Below are 18,243 nucleotides of genomic sequence, written 5' to 3' on the forward strand. Positions count from 1 at the left end.
GACCTTCCGGAATGGCGCGGCTCCCCCCGCCGGACCCCCGGACGGGCTGGAACTGTAGGAATGGCATTCTCGCGCGGCATCTGAGATAGGACCCGCGCCGTCACCGGTCAACCGAAGCCGGCCCGATGAGGCTGTCTTGCAGGAGCGGACGGGCTCGGCCATGATGCGTCGGACGCTTTATAATCTAGGGTATTCAACATATGCGGCCTTCCAGCCCGGCAGCCTCCTTTCTGGCGGCGGCCCTGCTCGTCCCTGCGCTTTCCGTCACTCAAGCCCATGCCGCAGCACCCGCGGCGTCCGCCGCCCCCGCCGCGGCACCGGCCGCGCCGGCCAATCCGAATCCTCTCGTCGCCAGCGTGAATGGCGAGGATATCCACCTGGCCGACGTGCGGCAGGCCGCGGCGAACATGCCCGCGCAACTGCGCCAGCTTCCGCCGAACATGATCTTCCCGATGCTGCTGAACCAGCTGATCGACCAGAAGGCGATCCAGGCGGCCGCCACGCATGCGGGCCTGGACAAGCAGCCCGACGTGCAGCAGCAGATGCATGCCGCCGCGATGAACGCGCTGCAGAACGCCTATCTGTCGCAGCAGGTCACGCCGACGCTGACCGATGCCGCCGTGCAGGCCTATTACACGCAGCATTACGCCAACAAGAAGCCCGAGGCCGAAATCCACGCCCGCCACATCCTGGTCGCGACCGAGGCCGAGGCGAAGGACGTGATCAAGCAGCTGAAGGCCGGCGCCGATTTCGGGGCCCTGGCCACCAAGCTGTCGACCGACAAGGCGTCGGCCAAGCAGAATGGCGGCGACCTGGGCTGGTTCAAGAAGGGCGACATGCTGCCCGCGTTCTCGGACGCCGCGTTCGCGATGAAGCCCCACACGTTCAGCCAGACGCCGGTCCACACCCAATATGGCTGGCACGTCATCGAAGTGCTGGACACCCGGACCGCCGACGTGCCCAAACTGGACGCGGTGCGTGACGAGATCCGCCAGAAGCTGATCCAGCAGGGCGTTCGCGATGCGGTCGAAAAGGCCGTGGCCGGTGTGAAGGTCGTCCGCTACGACCCCAGCGGCAAGCCGGTTCCCGCCACGCCGGCCCCGGCCCCCGCAGCCGCGGCCAAATAAGGGCGGGCGCCCGGCGCGCCCCCCGACCCCGGCCTGGTCCCCATCCAGGGGGCGGGCCGGTTTCCCGATCATGCGGAAGCAAGAAGGCCGAACCGATGGCAACCCTTCCCGTATCCCCCCTGGCCCGTACGATGCCTGACCTGCCGGCCCTGGCCGGCGTGCGCTTCGGCGCGGCGGCGGCCGGCATCCGCTATACGGGACGGACCGACCTGGTCATGGCCGAATTCGCGCCCGGCACCACGGTCGCCGGCGTGTTCACCCGCAGCAAATGCCCCGGCGCGCCCGTGGACTGGTGCCGCGCGGCCCTGCCGGAGGGCCTGGCGCGCGCGCTGGTGGTCAATGCGGGCAATGCCAACGTGTTCACCGGCCGTGCCGGGTTCGAGGCGACGCAGGCCAACGCGGCCGATGCCGCCCGCCTGGTCGGCTGCCCGGCCAGTCATGTCTTCCTGGCCTCGACCGGCGTGATCGGCGAGATCCTGCCCTACAAGAAGATTTCCACCGCCCTGCCCGGCCTGTACGCCACCCTGTCCGAAACCGGCTGGGCGGATGCCGCGCACGGCATCATGACCACCGATACCTTCCCCAAGGCGGCGGTGCGTGAAACGACGATCGGCGACACGCCGGTCCGTATCCAGGGCATCGCCAAGGGCAGCGGCATGGTGGCGCCCGACATGGCGACCATGCTGTGCTTCATCGCCACCGACGCGGCCCTGCCGCCGTCGGTCCTGCAACCGCTGCTGTCGGCGGGCACGGCGCGCAGCTTCAACCGCACGACGGTCGATTCCGATACCTCGACCTCGGACATGGTGCTGCTGTTCGCGACCGGGCAGGCCGGCAATGCGCCCGTCCAGTCCGAATCCGACCCGGCGCTGTCGGCATTCGCCGAGGCGCTGGACAGCCTGCTGCTGGAACTGGCGCTGCTGGTGGTGCGCGACGGCGAGGGCGCGACCAAACTGATCCGTATCCAGGTCACCGGGGCCGCCAGTGACGAATCGGCGCAGCGCGTATCGATGGCCGTGGCCAATTCGCCGCTGGTCAAGACCGCGATCGCCGGCCAGGACGCGAACTGGGGCCGCATCGTCATGGCGGTGGGCAAGAGCGGCGAGCCCGCGAATCGCGACACGCTGTCGATCGGGATCGGCGGCGTGTGGATCGCCCGCAACGGCACCGTGGTGGCGGGTTATGACGAGACCCCGGTCGTGGCCCACATGAAGGGGCAGGAGATCGACATCGACATCGACCTGGGCCTGGCGAACGGCGCCGGCACGGCCTGGAGCTGCGACCTGACCCACGGCTATATCGACATCAACGGTTCCTATCGCAGCTAGGACGCCATCGCGCGCATCGCACGGAGACCGACCCATGTCCGACCTGCCGCCTGGCACCAACCCGTTCGGCAGCCTTCGGCCACATTTCGTCTGGGTCTATGCGGGGTTCTGGTTCCGGGTCCTGGCCTGGTGGATCGATGCGTTCATCCTGACCATGCTGGGCTGGGTCACCCGGCTGCTGTTTGCGCCCAGCCTGTCGGTCACGCTGATGAACAGCGGGCCAGGGACGGGCAAATACCAGATTTCCGACATCGTGCAGGCCAGTTACGTGCCGGCCGACTATGCCTACTCCTACACCACGATCCAGCCGGTATGGCATTGGCATGGGCACGGATTCTACGAGATCGCGCAGTTCGTGCTGCCGGCGCTGTACTACATCCTGTTCGAATCCTCGCCGCTGCAGGCCACACCGGGCAAGCGGGCCTGCCATATGCGCGTGACCGACCTGATGGGCCGACGGATCGGCATCGGGCGTGCGGCGGCCCGGTTCTTCGGCCATTTCCTGTCCTTCATGCTGATGGGGCTGGGATACCTGATGGTGCTGTGGACCCGGCGCAAGCAGGCGCTGCACGACCTGCTGGCCGGCACCTGCGTCATCCGCCGGCAGGAGGAGGCCCTGGTCAGCTTCGCGCCGCCCGCCTGAAGGCCGTTTTCCCCCGCGCGCATGACCCGGGGTGTCCCCGGGACCGTCCCCGGGGTATCGTCACGCTTCGCCGTCCGCCGTGGGCCGTGCGGAGCAGCAGGAGGTATCGAACAGGCATGCCGGTTTTTTCCGTCCGTCGCGATCCGCGGCGGGGCCTATCCTATGTGGCGATTCTGGTCCTGGCGCTGCTGGCCGGGGCAACGCCCGCGATCCGGCCGGCCCAGGCGGCCGACGCCGCGCCGGCCACCCAATACTCCGCCCAGGCCCCCATGACCGCCGATCAGGCGCAGCAGGTCCTGGGGGTACTGAACGATCCGCACAAGCGCGAGGAGTTCACCCGCACCCTGACGGCCATCGCCAGGGGCCTGCCCCAGGCAGCCCCGGTTCCGGCCCGGGCTTCGGCGCCAGCCGCCGCCCCCGCGCCGGCCGCGGGCAATGCGGACGTGGCGCTGGAGCCCAACAGCCTGGGCAGCGACGTCATGTCCGAACTGGCGGGCGTGCGCGACGTGACGCTGCACCAGGCGCGTGAATTCATCGGCCTGTTTTCCGACCTGGTCTTCGTCGGGCACTGGATCCATTCCGAACTGTCCAGCCCGCAATCGCGCCAGACCCTGTTCGACGCGTTCGGACGCGCCGGGCTGATCTTCATCCTGGCGCTGGCGGCCGAGCGGGGCCTGGCCATCGCGCTGCGCCGGCCGCTGAGCGCCGTGACCGCCCGCGCCGTCGAAGCCGAGCGGCAACTGAATCGCAGCGCGGAGCAGGAAACGGCGGAAGCCGCCATGCCGGCCCCGGAGACGGAGGCCGAGCAGGCGGTCCAGGACACCCGCCGGCAGGACGTCCGCAAGCAGGTCGAAACGCTGCGCATCATCCGCCGCATTCCGTATTCGCTGCTGCATCTGCTGACCAAGCTGCTGCCCGTGGCCCTGTTCCTGGGGATCGGCTACGCCGGGGCGGCGTTCGTCGGCGACGGCGAGGTCACGGAACTGGTCACGCTGACCCTGACCAACGCCTATGTCGCGGCGCGGGCGATGTATCTGGTGGTCGAGATGATCATGGTGCCGAAATCGCCGACCATCCGGCTGTGTGGGGCATCGGACCGGACGGCGCGGATCGTGACGCGCTGGTGGAACGTGCTGGTGGCCGTGCCGTCCATCGTCGTCTGCCTGTCGTCGCTGGGCGCGCTGTTCCACCTGGCCCCGCGCGGGACCGAGGCCCTGATCCGTGCCATCGTGCTGGCCGAGCACGTGATGATCGCGGTGTTCATCTGGCGCATCCGCAAGCCCGTCGCCATGGCCATGCAGCCGCCGGCCCGCTTCCGGGGCCGCTCGTTCTGGAGCTTCGTCGGCCATCTGGCGCATTTCTGGTGGCTGCCGGCGATGGTGTTCGACCTGGCGCTGTGGCTGGTCTGGGCGATGCATGTGCGCGGCGGATACACGTGGATCTGGCGCACCACGATCCTGACCATCGTCGTCATCCTGCTGTCGCGCGTGCTGTCGCTCCTGGCGTTCGGCCTGCAGAACAGGGTCTTTCATGTCAGCGACGAGTTCGAGGCCCGCTATCCCGGGCTGCAGGCGCGGGCGGACTATTATTATCCCTATGCGCGGCGCGGGCTGTCGATCCTGCTGGTCTTCGCCACCCTGGTCATCCTGCTGCAGGCATGGGGCATCCCGGCGGTCGCCTTCTTCCTGTACGGCGCGCTGGGCACGCAGATCATGACGGCGCTGGTGTCGATCATCATCGCCTTCACCATCGCGATCGCGGTGTGGGAAATCGCGAATGCCGCGTTGCAGAACCAGATCGCCCGCTACGAGACCACCGAGCAGGCATCCCGCGCCATCCGGCTGCGCACGGTGCTGCCGATCATCCGCACCGTGCTGCTCAGCGTCATCATCATCATCGTCGCGGTCACGACCCTGTCGCAGATCGGCCTGAACGTGGCGCCGCTGCTGACCGGCGCGGGTATCATGGGCGCCGCCATCGCCTTCGGGTCGCAAAGCCTGGTGAAGGATTTCATCACCGGATTCTTCATGCTGGTGGAAAACGCCATGCAGGTCGGCGACTGGGTCACGGCGGGCGGCATTTCGGGCACGGTCGAGCATCTGTCGATCCGCACGCTGCGCCTGCGCACCACGTCGGGCGACGTGCATATCATTCCGTTCTCGTCCGTGACCTCGATCGCCAACACGTCGCGCGACTATAACGTCGTCGTCGTGACCTTCATGCTGGATCTGAGCGAGGACCCCGACCGGGTCGCCGCCATCCTGGCCGACGTGGTGGCCGGCATGCGGGCGGACCCGCAGTTCGCACCCATGATCCTGACCGATTTCGCCTTCCTGGGCGTGGAGAAGGCGGACGGCGACGGGGCGAAGCTGGTGGGATCGTTCCGCACCACGGCGGGCAACAAATGGAAGGTGTCGCGCGAATATTATCGGCGCCTGGGGCTGCGCATGGTCGCGGAAGGGGTGAAATTCCCCAGCCCCACCGCCATTTCCCTGCTGGGCAACACCGGCGGAGCGCCGTTGCGCATCCAGATGGTGACGCCCCCGGCGGCGGCGAACAGCAATACCCAGCCCCCGACCGACGCTCCGCCGCGCGTCCCGGGGGGCGTTCCTCATCCGGACACATCGCAATGACCGACGATCACACACCGGCCGGCCTGACCGGCCTTGAGGAACCCCTGCGGACCGACGGCTTCGCCTTCCTGCGCGCGGCCACGACCCGGGCGATGCTGGAGCCGTACGGCCTGGCGGACTGGGCGGGGTTCGCCGAAAGCTGGAACCGGCTGGGCCTGGACCGCTACATGGCCGACGGCGGCCGCTACCGCCGGCGGCGGCACGCCACCTACGCGATGTCCGGCCAGGGCGTCGAACGCAAGAAGCACCAGCCCCATTACCAGAGCCGCGACTACAACGAACTGAATGGCGGCATCGAACGCTGGTTCCGCCCCGTCGAAACCGCCGTGGGCGCCCATCCCGCGCTGATGGCCGTGCTGCGGCTGCTGCACCGGGTGGTCACGGACCTGACGCCCCCGGCCGGCCGGCCCGACGCCTGGCATGTCGAGATCCATCAGTTCCGCATCGAGGCCCGCGCCGACGAACCGGGCGAACCCACGCCCGAGGGGCTGCATCGCGACGGGGTGGACTGGGTCTTCGTGCTGATGGTCCGGCGCGAGAACGTGGCCAGCGGCGAGACCTCGATCCACGACCTGCACCGGCGCCCGCTGGGGCATTTCATGCTGGCCGAACCGCTGGATGCCGCCCTGGTGGACGATAACCGCGTCTATCACGGCGTCACGCCCGTACGTCCGATCGACCCGGCGCGGCCGGCCTATCGCGACGTCCTGGTCGTGACCATACGCCACCAGTAATGCTGTTCAGCAGCCAGGGCTTCCTGCTCGGTTTCCTGCCGGCGACGCTGGTGCTGTTCCACCTGTGCGCCCGCCATCGCATCGCCCGCCAGTCGGTTCTGGTGGGGGCGTCGCTGCTGTTCTACGGGTTCTGGAACTGGCGGTTCGTGCCGGCGCTGGTGGCCCTGACGCTGGTCAACTGGGGCCTGGGCCGCGCATGGGCGGCAAGCGGCCGGCGCCTGTGGCCGATCACGGGAATCGTGCTGAACCTGCTGGTGCTGGGCTTTTTCAAATACGCGAATTTCCTGGCCGACAGCGTGGCGCGGGTCGCGGGCTGGCATCACCAGGCCTGGGCGATCATGCTGCCGCTGGGCATATCGTTCTTCACCTTCCAGAAGATCGCCTATCACGCCGACCTGCTGCGCGGCGGCCGCCCGGTTCGCAGCATGCTGGATTTCCTGGAATTCGTGACCTTCTTCCCGCAACTGATCGCCGGCCCCATCGTCCGCCATAGCGAGATCGTGCCCCAGTTCGAGCGCGATCCCCACGGTCCCGACCTGTGGGAAAACCTGTCGCGCGGCGCCATCCTGCTGCTGCTGGGCCTGGCGAAGAAGGTGGAACTGGCGGACACGCTGGGCGGGATCTGCAACCCGCTGTTCGACCAGGCCGCCCAGGGCATGCCCCTGAACATGGCGCAGGGCTGGATCGCCGCCCTGTCCTATACGCTGGAGATCTTCTTCGATTTCTCGGGCTATTCGGACATGGCGATCGGCATGGCGCTGCTGTTCGGGCTGCGGCTGCCGTTCAATTTCGACGTCCCCTATCGCGCCGCCAGCATCCGCGCGTTCTGGCGCCGCTGGCACATGACGCTGTCCCGGTTCCTGCGTGACTACCTCTATATTCCGCTGGGCGGCAACCGGCACGGGTCGGGGCGGCAGATCGCCAACCTGGTCGCGACCATGACGCTGGGCGGGCTGTGGCACGGGGCCGGCTGGACGTTCGTCGCCTGGGGCGCGCTGCACGGGGCGGCCCTGTCGGTCAACCATGTCTGGACGCGCCTGGGGTTGCGCCTGCCCGGCGTGGCGGGATGGGCGGTGACGATGCTGACCGTCATCGTCGGATGGGTCGTGTTCCGCGCGCCGGATTTCCCGACCGCGGCGCGGATGCTGCGCGCGATGGCAGGCCTGAACGGGGTGGGACGCGCCTGGATGCACGAGGCACCGGTCTTCTGGATCGCGATCCTGGTCGCGCTGGTCGGCCCGTCCTCGCAGGACGCGGCATTGCGGATGCTGCGCCCCACGCCATTGCTCGCCGTGCCCGCCGGGGTCGCGTTCGTGCTTCTGCTGCTGCTGATCGGGGGGCGGATACCCGATGCCTTCATCTATTTCCAGTTCTGACCCGAAATCCGGCGCGGGGCCGGCGGCCTGGCGCCGCTTCGCCGTCCTCTTCGCCGCGACCGCGGCGGGCGTGGGGGCGGCGGTGTACCTGTTCGTCGCCATCGTCGATCCGTGGGACATGCTGCCGCTGTCACCGCGCTGGCACCGGGTCCCGATTTCCATCAATGCGCGCTACACCATGCCGGCCCTGGCCGTCAGCGCGCGGTTCGATTCCGCCATGGTCGGGACATCGACCGGCCGCCTGCTGCAACCCGCCATCATGGATGCGCCGTTCGACGCACGCTTCGCCAACCTGGCGATGAGCAGCGCCTCGCCCTGGGAGCAGGATCGCCTGCTGCGCCTGTTCCTGCGCCATCATGCGGCGCCCCGCTTCGTGCTGATCGACATCGATGCCGCCTGGTGCTTCGCCGCGCCGCGGAACCTGTCCACCGGCAACCGGCCCGCGCCGGACTGGATGTATGTCGGATCGCCCTGGCGGGGATACGCGGACATCATGAGCCTGTACGCGGTGCAGGAAGCCGCGAACCAGTTCATGTGGCTTACCGGGCGCAAGCGCCAGCGCTTCGGCACGGACGGTTATACCACCTTCCTGCCACCCGACAGCCGCTACGATCCAAGGTGGGTCGCGGCGCAGTTCCGCAAGGAGATCTTCGATACCAGCATGGCACGCGGGCCCGCGGCCCCGCCGGTGTCGATGCCGATGCTGGCCGGCCTGGTCGCCGCCATCCCGGCCGGCACCACCACGATCCTGTGGTTTCCCCCCACGGACAAGGAAAGACAGGGCGCCCCGGGCAGCACCGTCGCCGCGACCCGCGCCGCCTGCCGTGCCGCCGTCACCGCGATCGCCCGGGCCGCGCCGCGCACCATGGTGGTCGATTTCGATATTCCCGGCCCGGTCACCGGAACGCGCGACAATTTCTGGGATTCGATCCATTACCGGCAGTCCGTCGCCCGTCTGGTGATGGACGATCTGGCCGCCATCCATTCGGGGCGCGCCATCCCGCCGGAACACGGTCGGGTCCTGGTGCCGCTGCACTGAACGGGGCGCAAATCCGGCCATACTGCCAGCCCCTTGTCCCTCCGCCGTCATCTGATAAGGAGGATGGAGGATCGAAGCGATTGGAGAGGCGGTGAGCAGCACTGATCACGGCCAGCCGGAATGGTCCCTGCAAACCGGCGACGGTGCTACCGTGATCGTCCTGTCGGGGAACTGGCTTGCCCAGGGAGGGCAAGGTCCGGGGGGGCCCATTCCCACGTTCCCGCCCGACGGGTTGCGCCAGGCCGCGCCCGGCCGGCCGCTGACCTTCCGCAGCGATGCGCTGGGACGGTGGGATACCGGGCTGATCGCCTTCCTGTGGGATCTGAAGCAGCGGGCGACCCAGGCCCATCTGGACCTGCGCACCGACACGCTGCCCGATTCCGCGCGCAAGCTGCTGGACCTGCTGCCGGAAGCACCACCGCCACCGCCGACGCCCCGGCCCCGCACCTTCGCCCCCGTCACCGCGCTGGGCGCATTCACGATCGAGAGCCTGACCGAGATCGGCACCGTGACCGAACTGGGCGTGGAGACGGCACGCGGCGGCCTGGAGGCCGTGACCGGACGCGGGCGGATGCGGTCGATCGACCTGATGTCGAACATCCGCGATGCCGGGCCGTCGGCGCTGCTGATCGTCAGTGTCGTGAACTTCCTGGTGGGCGCCATCCTGGCCTTCGTCGGCGCGGTGCAGTTGCGCAAGTTCGCCGCCGACATCTATGTCGCCAGCCTGGTCGGCATCGCCATGGTGCGCGAGATGTCGGCGGTCATGACCGCGATCATCATGGCGGGGCGCACCGGCGGGGCCTACGCCGCGCGCATCGCGACCATGCAGGGCAACGAGGAAATCGACGCCCTGACGGTCTTCGGCATCCCGGTTTCCAGCTACCTGATCCTGCCCTCGATCCTGGGGCTGGTGGCCACCATGCCGTTTCTGTACCTGTATGGCTGCCTGATCGGCATGCTGGGCGGTTTCACGGTGGCGATCAGCATGCTGGCCGTCACCGGGGCGGGCTATTTCCACCAGACGATCAATGCCGTCGGACTGAACCAGTTCGAGTTCGGCTTCATCAAGAGCATCTTCTTCGCCATTCTGATCGGGCTGACCAGTTGCCGGATCGGGTTACGGTCGGGGCGCAGCGCCGCCGATGTCGGCGTGGCGGCGACGCGGGCCGTGGTGGTGGGGATCGTCGGCGTCATCACGCTGGATGCGATCTTCGCCGTCATCGCCACGACCCTGGGGATCTGACGCATGACCGATTCCCACGCGGCACAGCCCGAAACCCTGATGGCGCTGGACGGGGTCACGCTGGCGTTCGGGCCCAAGGTCGTACAGCAGAACGTCACCTTCAACGTACGGCGCGGCAGCATCTTCGCCGTGATGGGCGGGTCGGGCTGCGGCAAGAGTACCATCCTGAAAAGCATGATCGGGCTGCTGCGCCCGACCGCGGGCCGCTACCTGGTCGGCGGCGAGGATTACTGGGCGGCCGACGACACCCATCGCCTGGCGGTCAGCCGCCGGTTCGGCGTGCTGTTCCAGAGCGCGGCCTTGTGGAGTTCGCTGACGGTGGGCGAGAATGTCGCGCTGCCGATGCAGATGCTGACGCACATGGACCCGGTCACGGTCCGCCGCCAGGTGGAACTGAAGCTGGGCCTGGTCGGCATTCTGCATGCCATCGACCAGTATCCGTCGGAAATCAGCGGCGGGATGAAGAAGCGCGCCGGACTGGCGCGGGCGATGGCGCTGGACCCGGACATCCTGTTCTTCGACGAGCCTTCGGCGGGGCTGGACCCGATCACATCGGCGCGGCTGGACGATCTGATCATGAACCTGCGCGACGGGCTGGGGGCGACGATCGTCATCGTCAGCCATGAATTGCCCAGCCTGTTCACCATTGCCGATGACGGCATCTTCCTCGATGCGCAGACCAGGACACCGATCGCGCACGGGGCCCCGTCCTGGCTGCGCGATCACTGCGATGACCCGCAGGTCCACGCCTTCATGCACCGCGAACGTACCGAAACCCAGTCCGGAAGGACCGACTGACCCATGGCAAACAAGGAAACAGCCGTTGGCGCATTCGTCATCGGCGGCGTCGCGCTGGGAATGGCGGCGCTGGTGTTCTTCGGCAATTTCAACATCTTTTCCAGCACCAAGCAGGCCGTCGTGGTCTTCCAGGGGTCCACATCGGGCCTGAGCATCGGCGCGCCGGTCACCTTTCGCGGGGTGCGGGTCGGTGCCGTGGACGGGATTTCGATCACATATGACGCCAGGACCCATGGCGCCTACATCCCCGTGACGATCGAGGTGCAGCCGGGCCGGGTGACCCTGACCGGCGAGGACCATCGCCGCACCGCCCTGACCCTGCGGGACCTGATCGATCACGGCCTGCGCGCGTCGCTGAACCTGCAGAGCTTCGTCACCGGACAGGCCGAGATCGACCTGGATTTCGACCCGGCCTCGCCCGCCGTGCTGCACCCGGACATCGCGACCCGAACGGAAATCCCGACCCGGCAATCGGCCATCCAGAAGGTGCAGGAAACCCTGAGCCAGCTTCCGCTGAAGGACCTGGCGGACAACGCCCAGGCCGCGCTGCAGAGCATCCGCCAACTGGCCGAACGCCTGGATGGCGACCTGCCGCCGCTGGTGGACAGCGTGAGGGAGACGTCCGACCATTCGCGGGCCGCCGTCGACACCGCGACCCGCGCCATCGACGACCTGCAGCGGCGGCTGGACACCACGCTGGGCAGCATCGACACGCTGGCCACCACCGGCACCCGGCAACTGGACGCGCGGGGGGCCGACCTGCATGTGCTGCTGGGCAATGCCAACGACACGGTGATCCAGGCACGCCAGAGCCTGGCCGGGCTGCGCGACATGACGTCGCCGCGTTCGGCCGACCGCGCCAACATCGATTCGACCCTGCGCGACCTTTCGGCCGCCGCCGCCGCGCTGCGCGGCTTTGCCAGCGATGTCGAGCGCAATCCACAACTTCTGCTGATGGGACGCCGCCCATGACCCGCCGCAATCGCCGGATGGCCCGGCTTGCCCTGCCCCGGCTTGCATTCCTCGTGGTTCCCGCCTTCCTGGCGGGCTGTGCGTCCCCGCCCGTGCGGTTCTACACGCTGGGGGCGCCGGCGATCGCGACCGGGGCGGTTCCGACCGGCATCGTCACGCCCGCCACGCCGGTCGTCGAGGTCGCGCGCGTCACCCTGCCCGACTATCTGGACGGGCAGGATATCGTCGTGCGCGCGGGCAACCAGATCGAACGCAGCGCCACCGGCCGCTGGGCCAGCCGGCTGTCGCTGGGCGCCACCGACCTGATCACCGCGCAACTGGCGCGGGGCCGCACGGATCTGTTCGTGACCGACCAGCCGCAGAGCCTGCCCGCGACGTGGCGGCTGGCGGTGAATATCAGCCGGCTGGATGTCACGCGGGACGGCACCGCGTCATTGGAAGCCGACTGGTCGATCATCCCGCATGACGCCAACCTGCCGATCCTGCACAGCCGCGCGGCCTTCACCCAGGCCGGCGCGGCCGCGACGGACGGGGACACCGCCCGCCTGACCCAGGCGGTGCTGGAACAATTGGCGGAAAGGATCGTGGCCGGGTGGCCACGGTAAGCCGGGGCGGGATGGTACGTTACGGCCCCGGCGGCCGCAGCGCCAGTTCCCGCACCACCACGCTGCCGACCTGATAGGCAGCGGCGACCGAGGGCAGATAACCGGAATACCCGCCCTCGGTCGCCTCGGACTTCAGCAGGGCAGCAGCCGTCTGGCCGGGCGGGGGCATGTCGTAATTGCTGGCGGTGCGCAGGATCAGTACGCGGTCCGGGTCCACGCGCCCGGCCTGGGCCTGCAGCGTCAGGGCCTGCATGAAGCCGACATCCTCCTCGGCCGTGGTGGCGAACGTGCCCTGCCCCTTGGTCCAGTATGTCACCCACCGTTCCGCCCAGCGATTCATCCGCGCGCCGACCCAGAAGGTCTCGCTGGACACGGTATCACCCAGCAGGACGGTGGGTGGCTTCTGCGCCTGGGGATAGCCGGCATAGCGGGCGCGGATCGCCCGCAGGGCCGGCGTGTCGGCCAGCGGCACCGCGCGTGTCAGGTCATACGCCCAGCGGACCAGCGCCGGATTGAGCGTGTAGGCCATGTCGCCCGACAGGGAATGGAGCGGCGGCACCGGCTGTTCGTCCGGGACGCTGCCCTGCACCGGGGTGAAGCCGTCCGGCCAGCCGGCGGGGATTTCACGGGCATCGACCATGTGCGCCAGCCCGCCATTGATCACGCGCGGGGCCCAGACGGCCGATCCGGCCGAACCGAAATTCGGGTCGATCCCGGCAATGCCGGCCAGTACGAAATACGCATGGCGCAGGTCGAAACGCGGGTCGAGGACCAGCGCCGTGATGGAAGAGGCCATATGTTCCGGCCCCTCGCCGCTGGCGATGCCCAGTACCTGAAGGTCGGGATTGTAGCGCATCACCCCGTGCCAGGTGCCTGGTGCGGGCAGGACCTGCGGCAGGGGCAGCTTCTCCACCCAGGTCTGGAATTCGCCGGGGACGTCGCCGGTATCGTTGCCGACCTCGAACGTGGTGACGACGACGACGCGCACCGGAATTCGTGCCGCCTGGGCCGTGCCCGCCCCGGCCATGCCCAGCAGCAGGGCAAGGCAGGAGACCATCCATGTGGGTCGGCCGATCATGATCATCCGTTTCCTTTCTGGCGGCGGGGTGCGGCGCCCGCGCCGGCATCGCGGATCATCCCGGCCTCGAAGTCATGCAGCCGGGCCTCCAGCGTCCATTGCAGCCGTGCCTTCTCGCTGCCGGCCAGCACGTCGTGGCAGGCACCCGCGGCGGGTGCGGGGCCGGGCGGCACCGCGGCGCAGGCCGCCACCATGCGGTAGGGCGCGGTCTGCCGCCACAGGCTGTCCCCCGGGACGAAGGCATATTCCAGCCCGCTGCGCGACAGGTCGCGCAGCGCGGCGTAGTCGAGCGCATAGGTCGTCGCCGCGCGGTCATATTCCCGGGTCAGGTCGATGCGCGACACGCCCTCGTCATCCGTGGACAGCGCGACCGGCACCCCGGCGGCGCGATAGGCGCGGAAGGGATGGGCCGCGCCGGCCACGCCGAGAATGACGTCGTTGCTGGTCAGGTTGATTTCCACCATCACGCGGCGACGCGCCATTTCGGCCATCAGCCCATCGGAATCGTCTTCATGCAGGATGTCCACCCCGTGGCCGATCCGGCGGGCGCCGGCGATTTCCACCGCCTGTCGGATATGGGTGCGCAGCCCCTCGGGCGGGACCAGGCCGGGCGCCAGTTCCCCGGCATGCAGCGACAGCTTCACCTGCGGATCGCGCCGGGCCAGCCAGCCGAACATGCGCATATGCAGCCCGTAGTCGCGCATGGCGATGGCGTTGTCTTCCGGCGCCACGATGTTCACGCCGACGAAGCGGGGATCGGCCTTGACCAGCGCATAGCCGAAATCAAGCTGCGGAAAGACCATGGCCGGGGGCATGGTGCGGATGGTCTGGTACAGATAGCGCACGACGACCGAGCAGCCGGGGCGGGCCTGGTCCGTGCCGCACTGCAGGACGGCATGCATGCGCGCCTCCATCGCATCGACCTCCTGCCGTGCCGCCACGACCAGGGCGGGCAGCGCCGGGGCGATGGCGCGATCGACGTCGGCGAACCCGTCGCCCTGCAAGGGAAGGTGTGTGCCCAGTCCCGCGACCGGGCCGAGCTGCGGCGACACCATCAGTTCCAGGTACAGGACGTGATCGCCCGCCGCGTGCGTCACGGCTTCGGCCAGCATGTCGCCGCCATGGGTCATCTGTACCGGCATGAACCGGTCGAAGGTCGCGAAGAAATGGTCATGCCCGGACCGGTCGGTCGCGGTCGGCACGAAATCGCGCATCGACAGCGCGTCGATCATGTCGGCCCGGTCGTCGGGACGGGCGGCCAGGTCGGCGGCGCGGACCCGGCCCGAGACCGGCGCGGGGCCGCAATTGCCCGGCAGGATGCGCCCCAGCGCGGGCGAGACGCACAGCCCGTCCTGCGCCGCCCAGTCCAGCATGCTTTCGGCATAGACCGCGCCCGCCAGATGGTTGTGCAGGTCGGCGCCCTTCGGCATGGCGCGCAGCACGTCGTCCAGCCGCGCCGGATCGGTACGGATGCGATCGAAGGCAGCCGAGACGGCGTCGGGCGGGGCCGGCGCGGCCCGGGACGCGGCCACCCCGGGCGTGATCAGTGAAACAGCCAGGCCGGCGGCCAGGGCGCAGACGGGAACGAGTCGGACCATGCGGCGATGGTGCGGTGACCGATTCCAAAACGCAACAGCCGCTACATGTCAGGACAGCGGGCTGAAGCGGGGAACGCCATCGACGTCCTCGACCCACATGGCCAGGGGCCGCACCCAGTAATCGCCACGGGCCTCGCTGCGATAGGTCACCAGCCATTCCTCGGTTTCCGAATGCCGGCCGACGCAGATCAGCGTGTACAGGCCGCCCTTGTAATGCCGATACAGGCCCGGTCGTGTCCTTTCGGTCTCGTTCATGCGTTACTACCCTTGTCCCACCTGGATTCGGCTCCGGGACCCCGAGCCAGCGCCCACGCGAACCGACGGAACCTCATCGCATGAACCGCCCGCCTCGTCATATCCTGCCCCTTCTCCTGCCGGTCATCATGCCGATGCTGGCGCTCGGCCCCGCGCGGGGCGCCGCGCCACGTCACCCGTCACATCCCGCCACGATGGGCGGCCCCGTCACGCTGACGCAACAGCCGGACAGCGTGCTGGACCGGGCGGCGCGGCTGCTGAACGCGGGCGACCTGGCGGCGGCGGCCCGGCGCGGGAATACGCCCGTGGTGCTGGTCGGGTCGGCCCCCCTGTCGACCCGGGCGGGGGACAGCGCGCTGTTCGTGCAGTTGCAGTCGGCCGACCTGTGCGGATCGGCGGGCTGTTCGACGTCGGTCTATCTGCGCAAGGACAAGCAGGACTGGATCAAGGTCCTGGATTCGGTCAGCGGCCCGGTTTCGCTGTCGCGCCGCACGCATGGCGGGATGCACGACCTGATCATCAACGGGACCGATCGCTGGGTGTGGAACGGCACGACCTATCGCGACACCATGCCCGCCCCGCCCGCCGACGATCTGCGCCAGTCGATCGAACACTACCAGGCCCAGCACCACAAGGCACCGCCGCCGCAGTAACGGGGCCGACACAGGAAAGACGGGGGAGTGCGTGGAGCGGGTGAAGGGAATCGAACCCTCGTATGCAGCTTGGGAAGCTGCCGTTCTACCATTGAACTACACCCGCGGCGCTGCGGCCCCTATAGCCCAGCGAGCCGGACGATGCAATCCGTTCCGCCGCCGTCGGCCGCGCGGGGCGGCGATGGTTGACGAGCGGCGCCCCGATCCGCGATAACCCTGTCGTCCGGCGGGCCTGGGGTTCGGCGGGCCCTCGTGATTTGGATCGGCCGGCTTGCGACGAGGTTAAACAGACGCGCTAAAGAGGCCTGACTTCCGCCAGAATCCGCGGGCGTCACGGTTTCCACGGTCGGATTTTCGCGTCGGGACGCGGGGCCGCCGGATCGGTTCGACACCGGATGCCCCGAGGCCCGGCCTTTCTGACGATTCTGTTCCGGGAGCTCATGATGAGCAACGATTCGACCGACCGAGCCTACCGCCCCGCGACCCGCCTGCTGCATTCCGGCGTCGAGCGCACCCCGTTCGGCGAGACGAGCGAGGCGATGTTCCTGACATCGGGCTTCGTCTACGACAATGCCGAACAGGCCGAGGCGACCTTCACCGGCGACGTGACGCATTATCAGTACAGCCGGTTCGGCAACCCCACCGTCGAGGCGCTGGAGAAGCGCCTGGCGGACCTGGAAGGGGCCGAGGCCTGCATCGCGACCTCGACGGGCATGGGGGCGGTGTCGTCCGCGCTGCTGTCGCACGTCAAGGCCGGGGACCGGGTGGTGGCGTCGCGCGCGCTGTTCGGGTCGTGCCACTGGATCGTCGCCAACCTGCTGCCGCGCTACGGGGTGGAAACGGTGTTCGTGGACGGGGGCGACATGGACGCGTGGGCGGAGGCCCTGGCGCGGCCCACGGCGGCGGTCCTGCTGGAAAGCCCGTCGAACCCGATGCTGGACATCCTGGACATCCGCGCCATTTCCGACCTGGCGCACCAGGCCGGAGCCCTGGTGGTGGTCGACAACGTCTTCGCGACCCCACTGCTGCAGAAGCCGCTGGAACTGGGGGCGGATGTCGTCGTGTATTCCTGCACCAAGCATATCGACGGCCAGGGGCGTGTCCTGGGCGGCGCGGTGCTGGGCCGCAAGGACTGGATCACCGATACCCTGCAGCCCTTCACCCGCAATACCGGCAACGCCCTGTCGCCGTTCAATGCCTGGGTGATGCTGAAGGGGCTGGAGACGCTGGCCCTGCGCGTCCGGGCAATGACCGACAATGCCGCCGCCGTCGCCGATCACCTGGCCGGCGCCGAGGGGGTGACGCGGGTGTTCTATCCCGGCCGGCCCGACCATCCGCAATACGCGCTGGCGCAGGCGCAGATGAGCGGCGCCTCCACCCTGGTCGCCTTCGAGGTCGCGGGCGGCAAGGCGCGCGCGTTCGCCTTCATGAACGCGTTGCGGCTGATCGCGATTTCCAACAATCTGGGTGATGCGCGATCGATGGTGACGCACCCGGCCACCACCACGCACATGAAGATCGGCGCCGAGGAACGGGCGCGACTGGGCATCACCGACGGCGTGATCCGCTTTTCGGTGGGTCTGGAAGACAGCGCCGATCTGAAGGATGATCTGGATCGCGGGCTGGCCGCCCTTCGGTCACGCTGACGCAGGCAGGAACGCGCCATGGCCCAAGACAGACCGCCGCCCCCCGGACTGGACCCCGACCCGGACGCCGCCCTGGCCGAGGCCATGGACGGCGCCCCGTGCTACGAGGCGACGACCGGCGCGATCCGCGTGGTCGTCCGGGCCTTCTGGCTGGACGACCAGTCCCAGCCGGAGGAACACCGCTTCACCTGGGCCTATCGCATCCGGATCGAGAACCACGGCAGCGACACGGTCCAGTTGCTGCGCCGGACATGGGAAATCACCGACGCCACCGGCCGGGTGGAACATGTCCATGGTGACGGCGTGGTCGGCGAACAGCCGGTGCTGGAGCCCGGCCAGGCCTTCGAATACACATCCGGCGCGGCGTTGCAGACGCCCACCGGCTTCATGCGCGGGCAGTTCCACATGATCCGCCCGCAGGCGCACCAGCAGTTCGACGTGCGGATTCCGCCGTTCAGCCTGGATTGCCCGTACCACCCCGCCATCATTCATTAAGGGCGCCGCTCCGGCACGCC

At 68.8% G+C, this 18,243-nt stretch carries 17 protein-coding genes, 1 tRNA gene and 1 riboswitch; of the genes, 14 read left to right on the top strand and 4 right to left on the bottom strand.

All coding sequences use genetic code 11. The annotated features are described in order from the left end of the window. Nucleotides 1-200 precede the first annotated feature (200 nt). From GDIA_RS06065 to GDIA_RS06115, 11 genes are all read left to right on the top strand, one after another. Nucleotides 201-1,127 carry a peptidylprolyl isomerase gene (locus GDIA_RS06065; protein WP_012553650.1) on the top strand — a complete coding sequence of 309 codons (927 nt, stop codon included), beginning with the start codon at nucleotides 201-203 and terminating at the stop codon, nucleotides 1,125-1,127. A gap of 95 nt (nucleotides 1,128-1,222) precedes the next feature. Then, a complete protein-coding gene (argJ, locus tag GDIA_RS06070; RefSeq protein ID WP_012553651.1) occupies nucleotides 1,223-2,455 on the top strand; it encodes a bifunctional glutamate N-acetyltransferase/amino-acid acetyltransferase ArgJ in 1,233 nt (410 codons plus the stop codon). A 34-nt stretch (nucleotides 2,456-2,489) separates the two neighbouring features. Next, complete coding sequence (locus tag GDIA_RS06075) at nucleotides 2,490-3,098, top strand: RDD family protein (protein ID WP_012223539.1); 609 nt, start codon at nucleotides 2,490-2,492, stop codon at nucleotides 3,096-3,098. Between the two features lie 116 nt (nucleotides 3,099-3,214). Continuing rightward, nucleotides 3,215-5,731 carry a mechanosensitive ion channel domain-containing protein gene (locus tag GDIA_RS06080; RefSeq protein WP_012553652.1) on the top strand — a complete coding sequence of 839 codons (2,517 nt, stop codon included), beginning with the start codon at nucleotides 3,215-3,217 and terminating at the stop codon, nucleotides 5,729-5,731. Beyond that, nucleotides 5,728-6,465 (top strand): 2OG-Fe dioxygenase family protein, encoded by a 738-nt coding sequence (locus GDIA_RS06085; RefSeq protein WP_012553653.1) that lies wholly within the window; start codon nucleotides 5,728-5,730, stop codon nucleotides 6,463-6,465. Before GDIA_RS06080 ends, GDIA_RS06085 begins: the two co-directional genes overlap by 4 nt. Continuing rightward, nucleotides 6,465-7,841 carry an MBOAT family O-acyltransferase gene (locus GDIA_RS06090; RefSeq protein WP_012223522.1) on the top strand — a complete coding sequence of 459 codons (1,377 nt, stop codon included), beginning with the start codon at nucleotides 6,465-6,467 and terminating at the stop codon, nucleotides 7,839-7,841. Before GDIA_RS06085 ends, GDIA_RS06090 begins: the two co-directional genes overlap by 1 nt. Further along, entirely contained in the window at nucleotides 7,816-8,880 is a 1,065-nt protein-coding gene (locus GDIA_RS06095; protein ID WP_012553654.1) for a hypothetical protein, read from the top strand. Before GDIA_RS06090 ends, GDIA_RS06095 begins: the two co-directional genes overlap by 26 nt. Before the next feature lie 91 nt (nucleotides 8,881-8,971). Further along, entirely contained in the window at nucleotides 8,972-10,123 is a 1,152-nt protein-coding gene (locus GDIA_RS06100) for an MlaE family ABC transporter permease (protein WP_012553655.1), read from the top strand. Nucleotides 10,124-10,126: 3 nt separating this feature from the next. Next, entirely contained in the window at nucleotides 10,127-10,921 is a 795-nt protein-coding gene (locus tag GDIA_RS06105; RefSeq protein ID WP_012553656.1) for an ABC transporter ATP-binding protein, read from the top strand. A gap of 3 nt (nucleotides 10,922-10,924) precedes the next feature. After that, entirely contained in the window at nucleotides 10,925-11,893 is a 969-nt protein-coding gene (locus GDIA_RS06110; protein WP_012223514.1) for an MlaD family protein, read from the top strand. Further along, nucleotides 11,890-12,498 (top strand): PqiC family protein, encoded by a 609-nt coding sequence (locus GDIA_RS06115; RefSeq protein ID WP_012223504.1) that lies wholly within the window; start codon nucleotides 11,890-11,892, stop codon nucleotides 12,496-12,498. Before GDIA_RS06110 ends, GDIA_RS06115 begins: the two co-directional genes overlap by 4 nt. A 19-nt stretch (nucleotides 12,499-12,517) precedes the next feature. Here the strand turns inward: GDIA_RS06115 and GDIA_RS06120 are convergent, their stop codons facing one another. The 3 genes from GDIA_RS06120 to GDIA_RS06130 are packed head-to-tail and all read right to left on the bottom strand — an operon-like array spanning nucleotide 12,518 to nucleotide 15,429. After that, nucleotides 12,518-13,582 carry a purine nucleoside permease gene (locus tag GDIA_RS06120; protein WP_012553657.1) on the bottom strand — a complete coding sequence of 355 codons (1,065 nt, stop codon included), beginning with the start codon at nucleotides 13,580-13,582 and terminating at the stop codon, nucleotides 12,518-12,520. Beyond that, nucleotides 13,579-15,174, bottom strand: coding sequence for an adenosine deaminase family protein (locus GDIA_RS06125; RefSeq protein WP_012553658.1), 1,596 nt, complete (start codon nucleotides 15,172-15,174; stop codon nucleotides 13,579-13,581). Before GDIA_RS06125 ends, GDIA_RS06120 begins: the two co-directional genes overlap by 4 nt. Nucleotides 15,175-15,222: 48 nt before the next feature. Beyond that, nucleotides 15,223-15,429 (bottom strand): DUF1653 domain-containing protein, encoded by a 207-nt coding sequence (locus tag GDIA_RS06130; RefSeq protein WP_012223498.1) that lies wholly within the window; start codon nucleotides 15,427-15,429, stop codon nucleotides 15,223-15,225. A gap of 80 nt (nucleotides 15,430-15,509) precedes the next feature. Here GDIA_RS06130 and GDIA_RS06135 point away from each other — a divergent pair, with 80 nt between their 5' ends. Then, the gene (locus GDIA_RS06135) at nucleotides 15,510-16,082 is read left to right on the top strand and encodes a hypothetical protein (protein ID WP_012553659.1); all 573 of its coding nucleotides are present in this window, start codon (nucleotides 15,510-15,512) and stop codon (nucleotides 16,080-16,082) included. A gap of 32 nt (nucleotides 16,083-16,114) precedes the next feature. Here the strand turns inward: GDIA_RS06135 and GDIA_RS06140 are convergent. Further along, nucleotides 16,115-16,188: transfer RNA gene (locus tag GDIA_RS06140), tRNA-Gly, on the bottom strand. A 133-nt stretch (nucleotides 16,189-16,321) separates the two neighbouring features. Continuing rightward, nucleotides 16,322-16,402, top strand: a riboswitch (SAM riboswitch). A gap of 123 nt (nucleotides 16,403-16,525) precedes the next feature. Between GDIA_RS06140 and metZ the strand changes: the two genes are divergently transcribed. Together metZ and apaG are read left to right on the top strand one after the other, a co-directional pair. Further along, nucleotides 16,526-17,728, top strand: a complete 1,203-nt coding sequence (metZ, locus tag GDIA_RS06145) for an O-succinylhomoserine sulfhydrylase (RefSeq protein ID WP_012553660.1) — start codon at nucleotides 16,526-16,528, stop codon at nucleotides 17,726-17,728. 18 nt (nucleotides 17,729-17,746) lie between these two features. Beyond that, nucleotides 17,747-18,223, top strand: a complete 477-nt coding sequence (apaG, locus tag GDIA_RS06150) for a Co2+/Mg2+ efflux facilitator ApaG/CorD (protein ID WP_012553661.1) — start codon at nucleotides 17,747-17,749, stop codon at nucleotides 18,221-18,223. Nucleotides 18,224-18,243: the final 20 nt, after the last annotated feature.

Origin of the sequence: Gluconacetobacter diazotrophicus PA1 5, assembly GCF_000021325.1 — a bacterium.
In the GTDB taxonomy this organism is placed as follows: Bacteria; Pseudomonadota; Alphaproteobacteria; order Acetobacterales; family Acetobacteraceae; genus Gluconacetobacter; species Gluconacetobacter diazotrophicus.

What these genes read in the sequence shown, in the direction of transcription:
- GDIA_RS06065 (WP_012553650.1), top strand. Translation starts at nt 201, where the DNA reads ATGCGGCCTTCCAGCCCGGCAGCCTCCTTTCTGGCGGCGGCCCTGCTC.
- GDIA_RS06095 (WP_012553654.1), top strand. Translation starts at nt 7,816, where the DNA reads ATGCCTTCATCTATTTCCAGTTCTGACCCGAAATCCGGCGCGGGGCCG.
- GDIA_RS06135 (WP_012553659.1), top strand. Translation starts at nt 15,510, where the DNA reads ATGAACCGCCCGCCTCGTCATATCCTGCCCCTTCTCCTGCCGGTCATC.
- argJ (WP_012553651.1), top strand. Translation starts at nt 1,223, where the DNA reads ATGGCAACCCTTCCCGTATCCCCCCTGGCCCGTACGATGCCTGACCTG.
- GDIA_RS06115 (WP_012223504.1), top strand. Translation starts at nt 11,890, where the DNA reads ATGACCCGCCGCAATCGCCGGATGGCCCGGCTTGCCCTGCCCCGGCTT.
- GDIA_RS06085 (WP_012553653.1), top strand. Translation starts at nt 5,728, where the DNA reads ATGACCGACGATCACACACCGGCCGGCCTGACCGGCCTTGAGGAACCC.
- GDIA_RS06130 (WP_012223498.1), bottom strand. Translation starts at nt 15,429, where the DNA reads ATGAACGAGACCGAAAGGACACGACCGGGCCTGTATCGGCATTACAAG.
- GDIA_RS06075 (WP_012223539.1), top strand. Translation starts at nt 2,490, where the DNA reads ATGTCCGACCTGCCGCCTGGCACCAACCCGTTCGGCAGCCTTCGGCCA.
- apaG (WP_012553661.1), top strand. Translation starts at nt 17,747, where the DNA reads ATGGCCCAAGACAGACCGCCGCCCCCCGGACTGGACCCCGACCCGGAC.
- metZ (WP_012553660.1), top strand. Translation starts at nt 16,526, where the DNA reads ATGAGCAACGATTCGACCGACCGAGCCTACCGCCCCGCGACCCGCCTG.
- GDIA_RS06090 (WP_012223522.1), top strand. Translation starts at nt 6,465, where the DNA reads ATGCTGTTCAGCAGCCAGGGCTTCCTGCTCGGTTTCCTGCCGGCGACG.
- GDIA_RS06125 (WP_012553658.1), bottom strand. Translation starts at nt 15,174, where the DNA reads ATGGTCCGACTCGTTCCCGTCTGCGCCCTGGCCGCCGGCCTGGCTGTT.
- GDIA_RS06105 (WP_012553656.1), top strand. Translation starts at nt 10,127, where the DNA reads ATGACCGATTCCCACGCGGCACAGCCCGAAACCCTGATGGCGCTGGAC.
- GDIA_RS06080 (WP_012553652.1), top strand. Translation starts at nt 3,215, where the DNA reads ATGCCGGTTTTTTCCGTCCGTCGCGATCCGCGGCGGGGCCTATCCTAT.
- GDIA_RS06120 (WP_012553657.1), bottom strand. Translation starts at nt 13,582, where the DNA reads ATGATCATGATCGGCCGACCCACATGGATGGTCTCCTGCCTTGCCCTG.
- GDIA_RS06110 (WP_012223514.1), top strand. Translation starts at nt 10,925, where the DNA reads ATGGCAAACAAGGAAACAGCCGTTGGCGCATTCGTCATCGGCGGCGTC.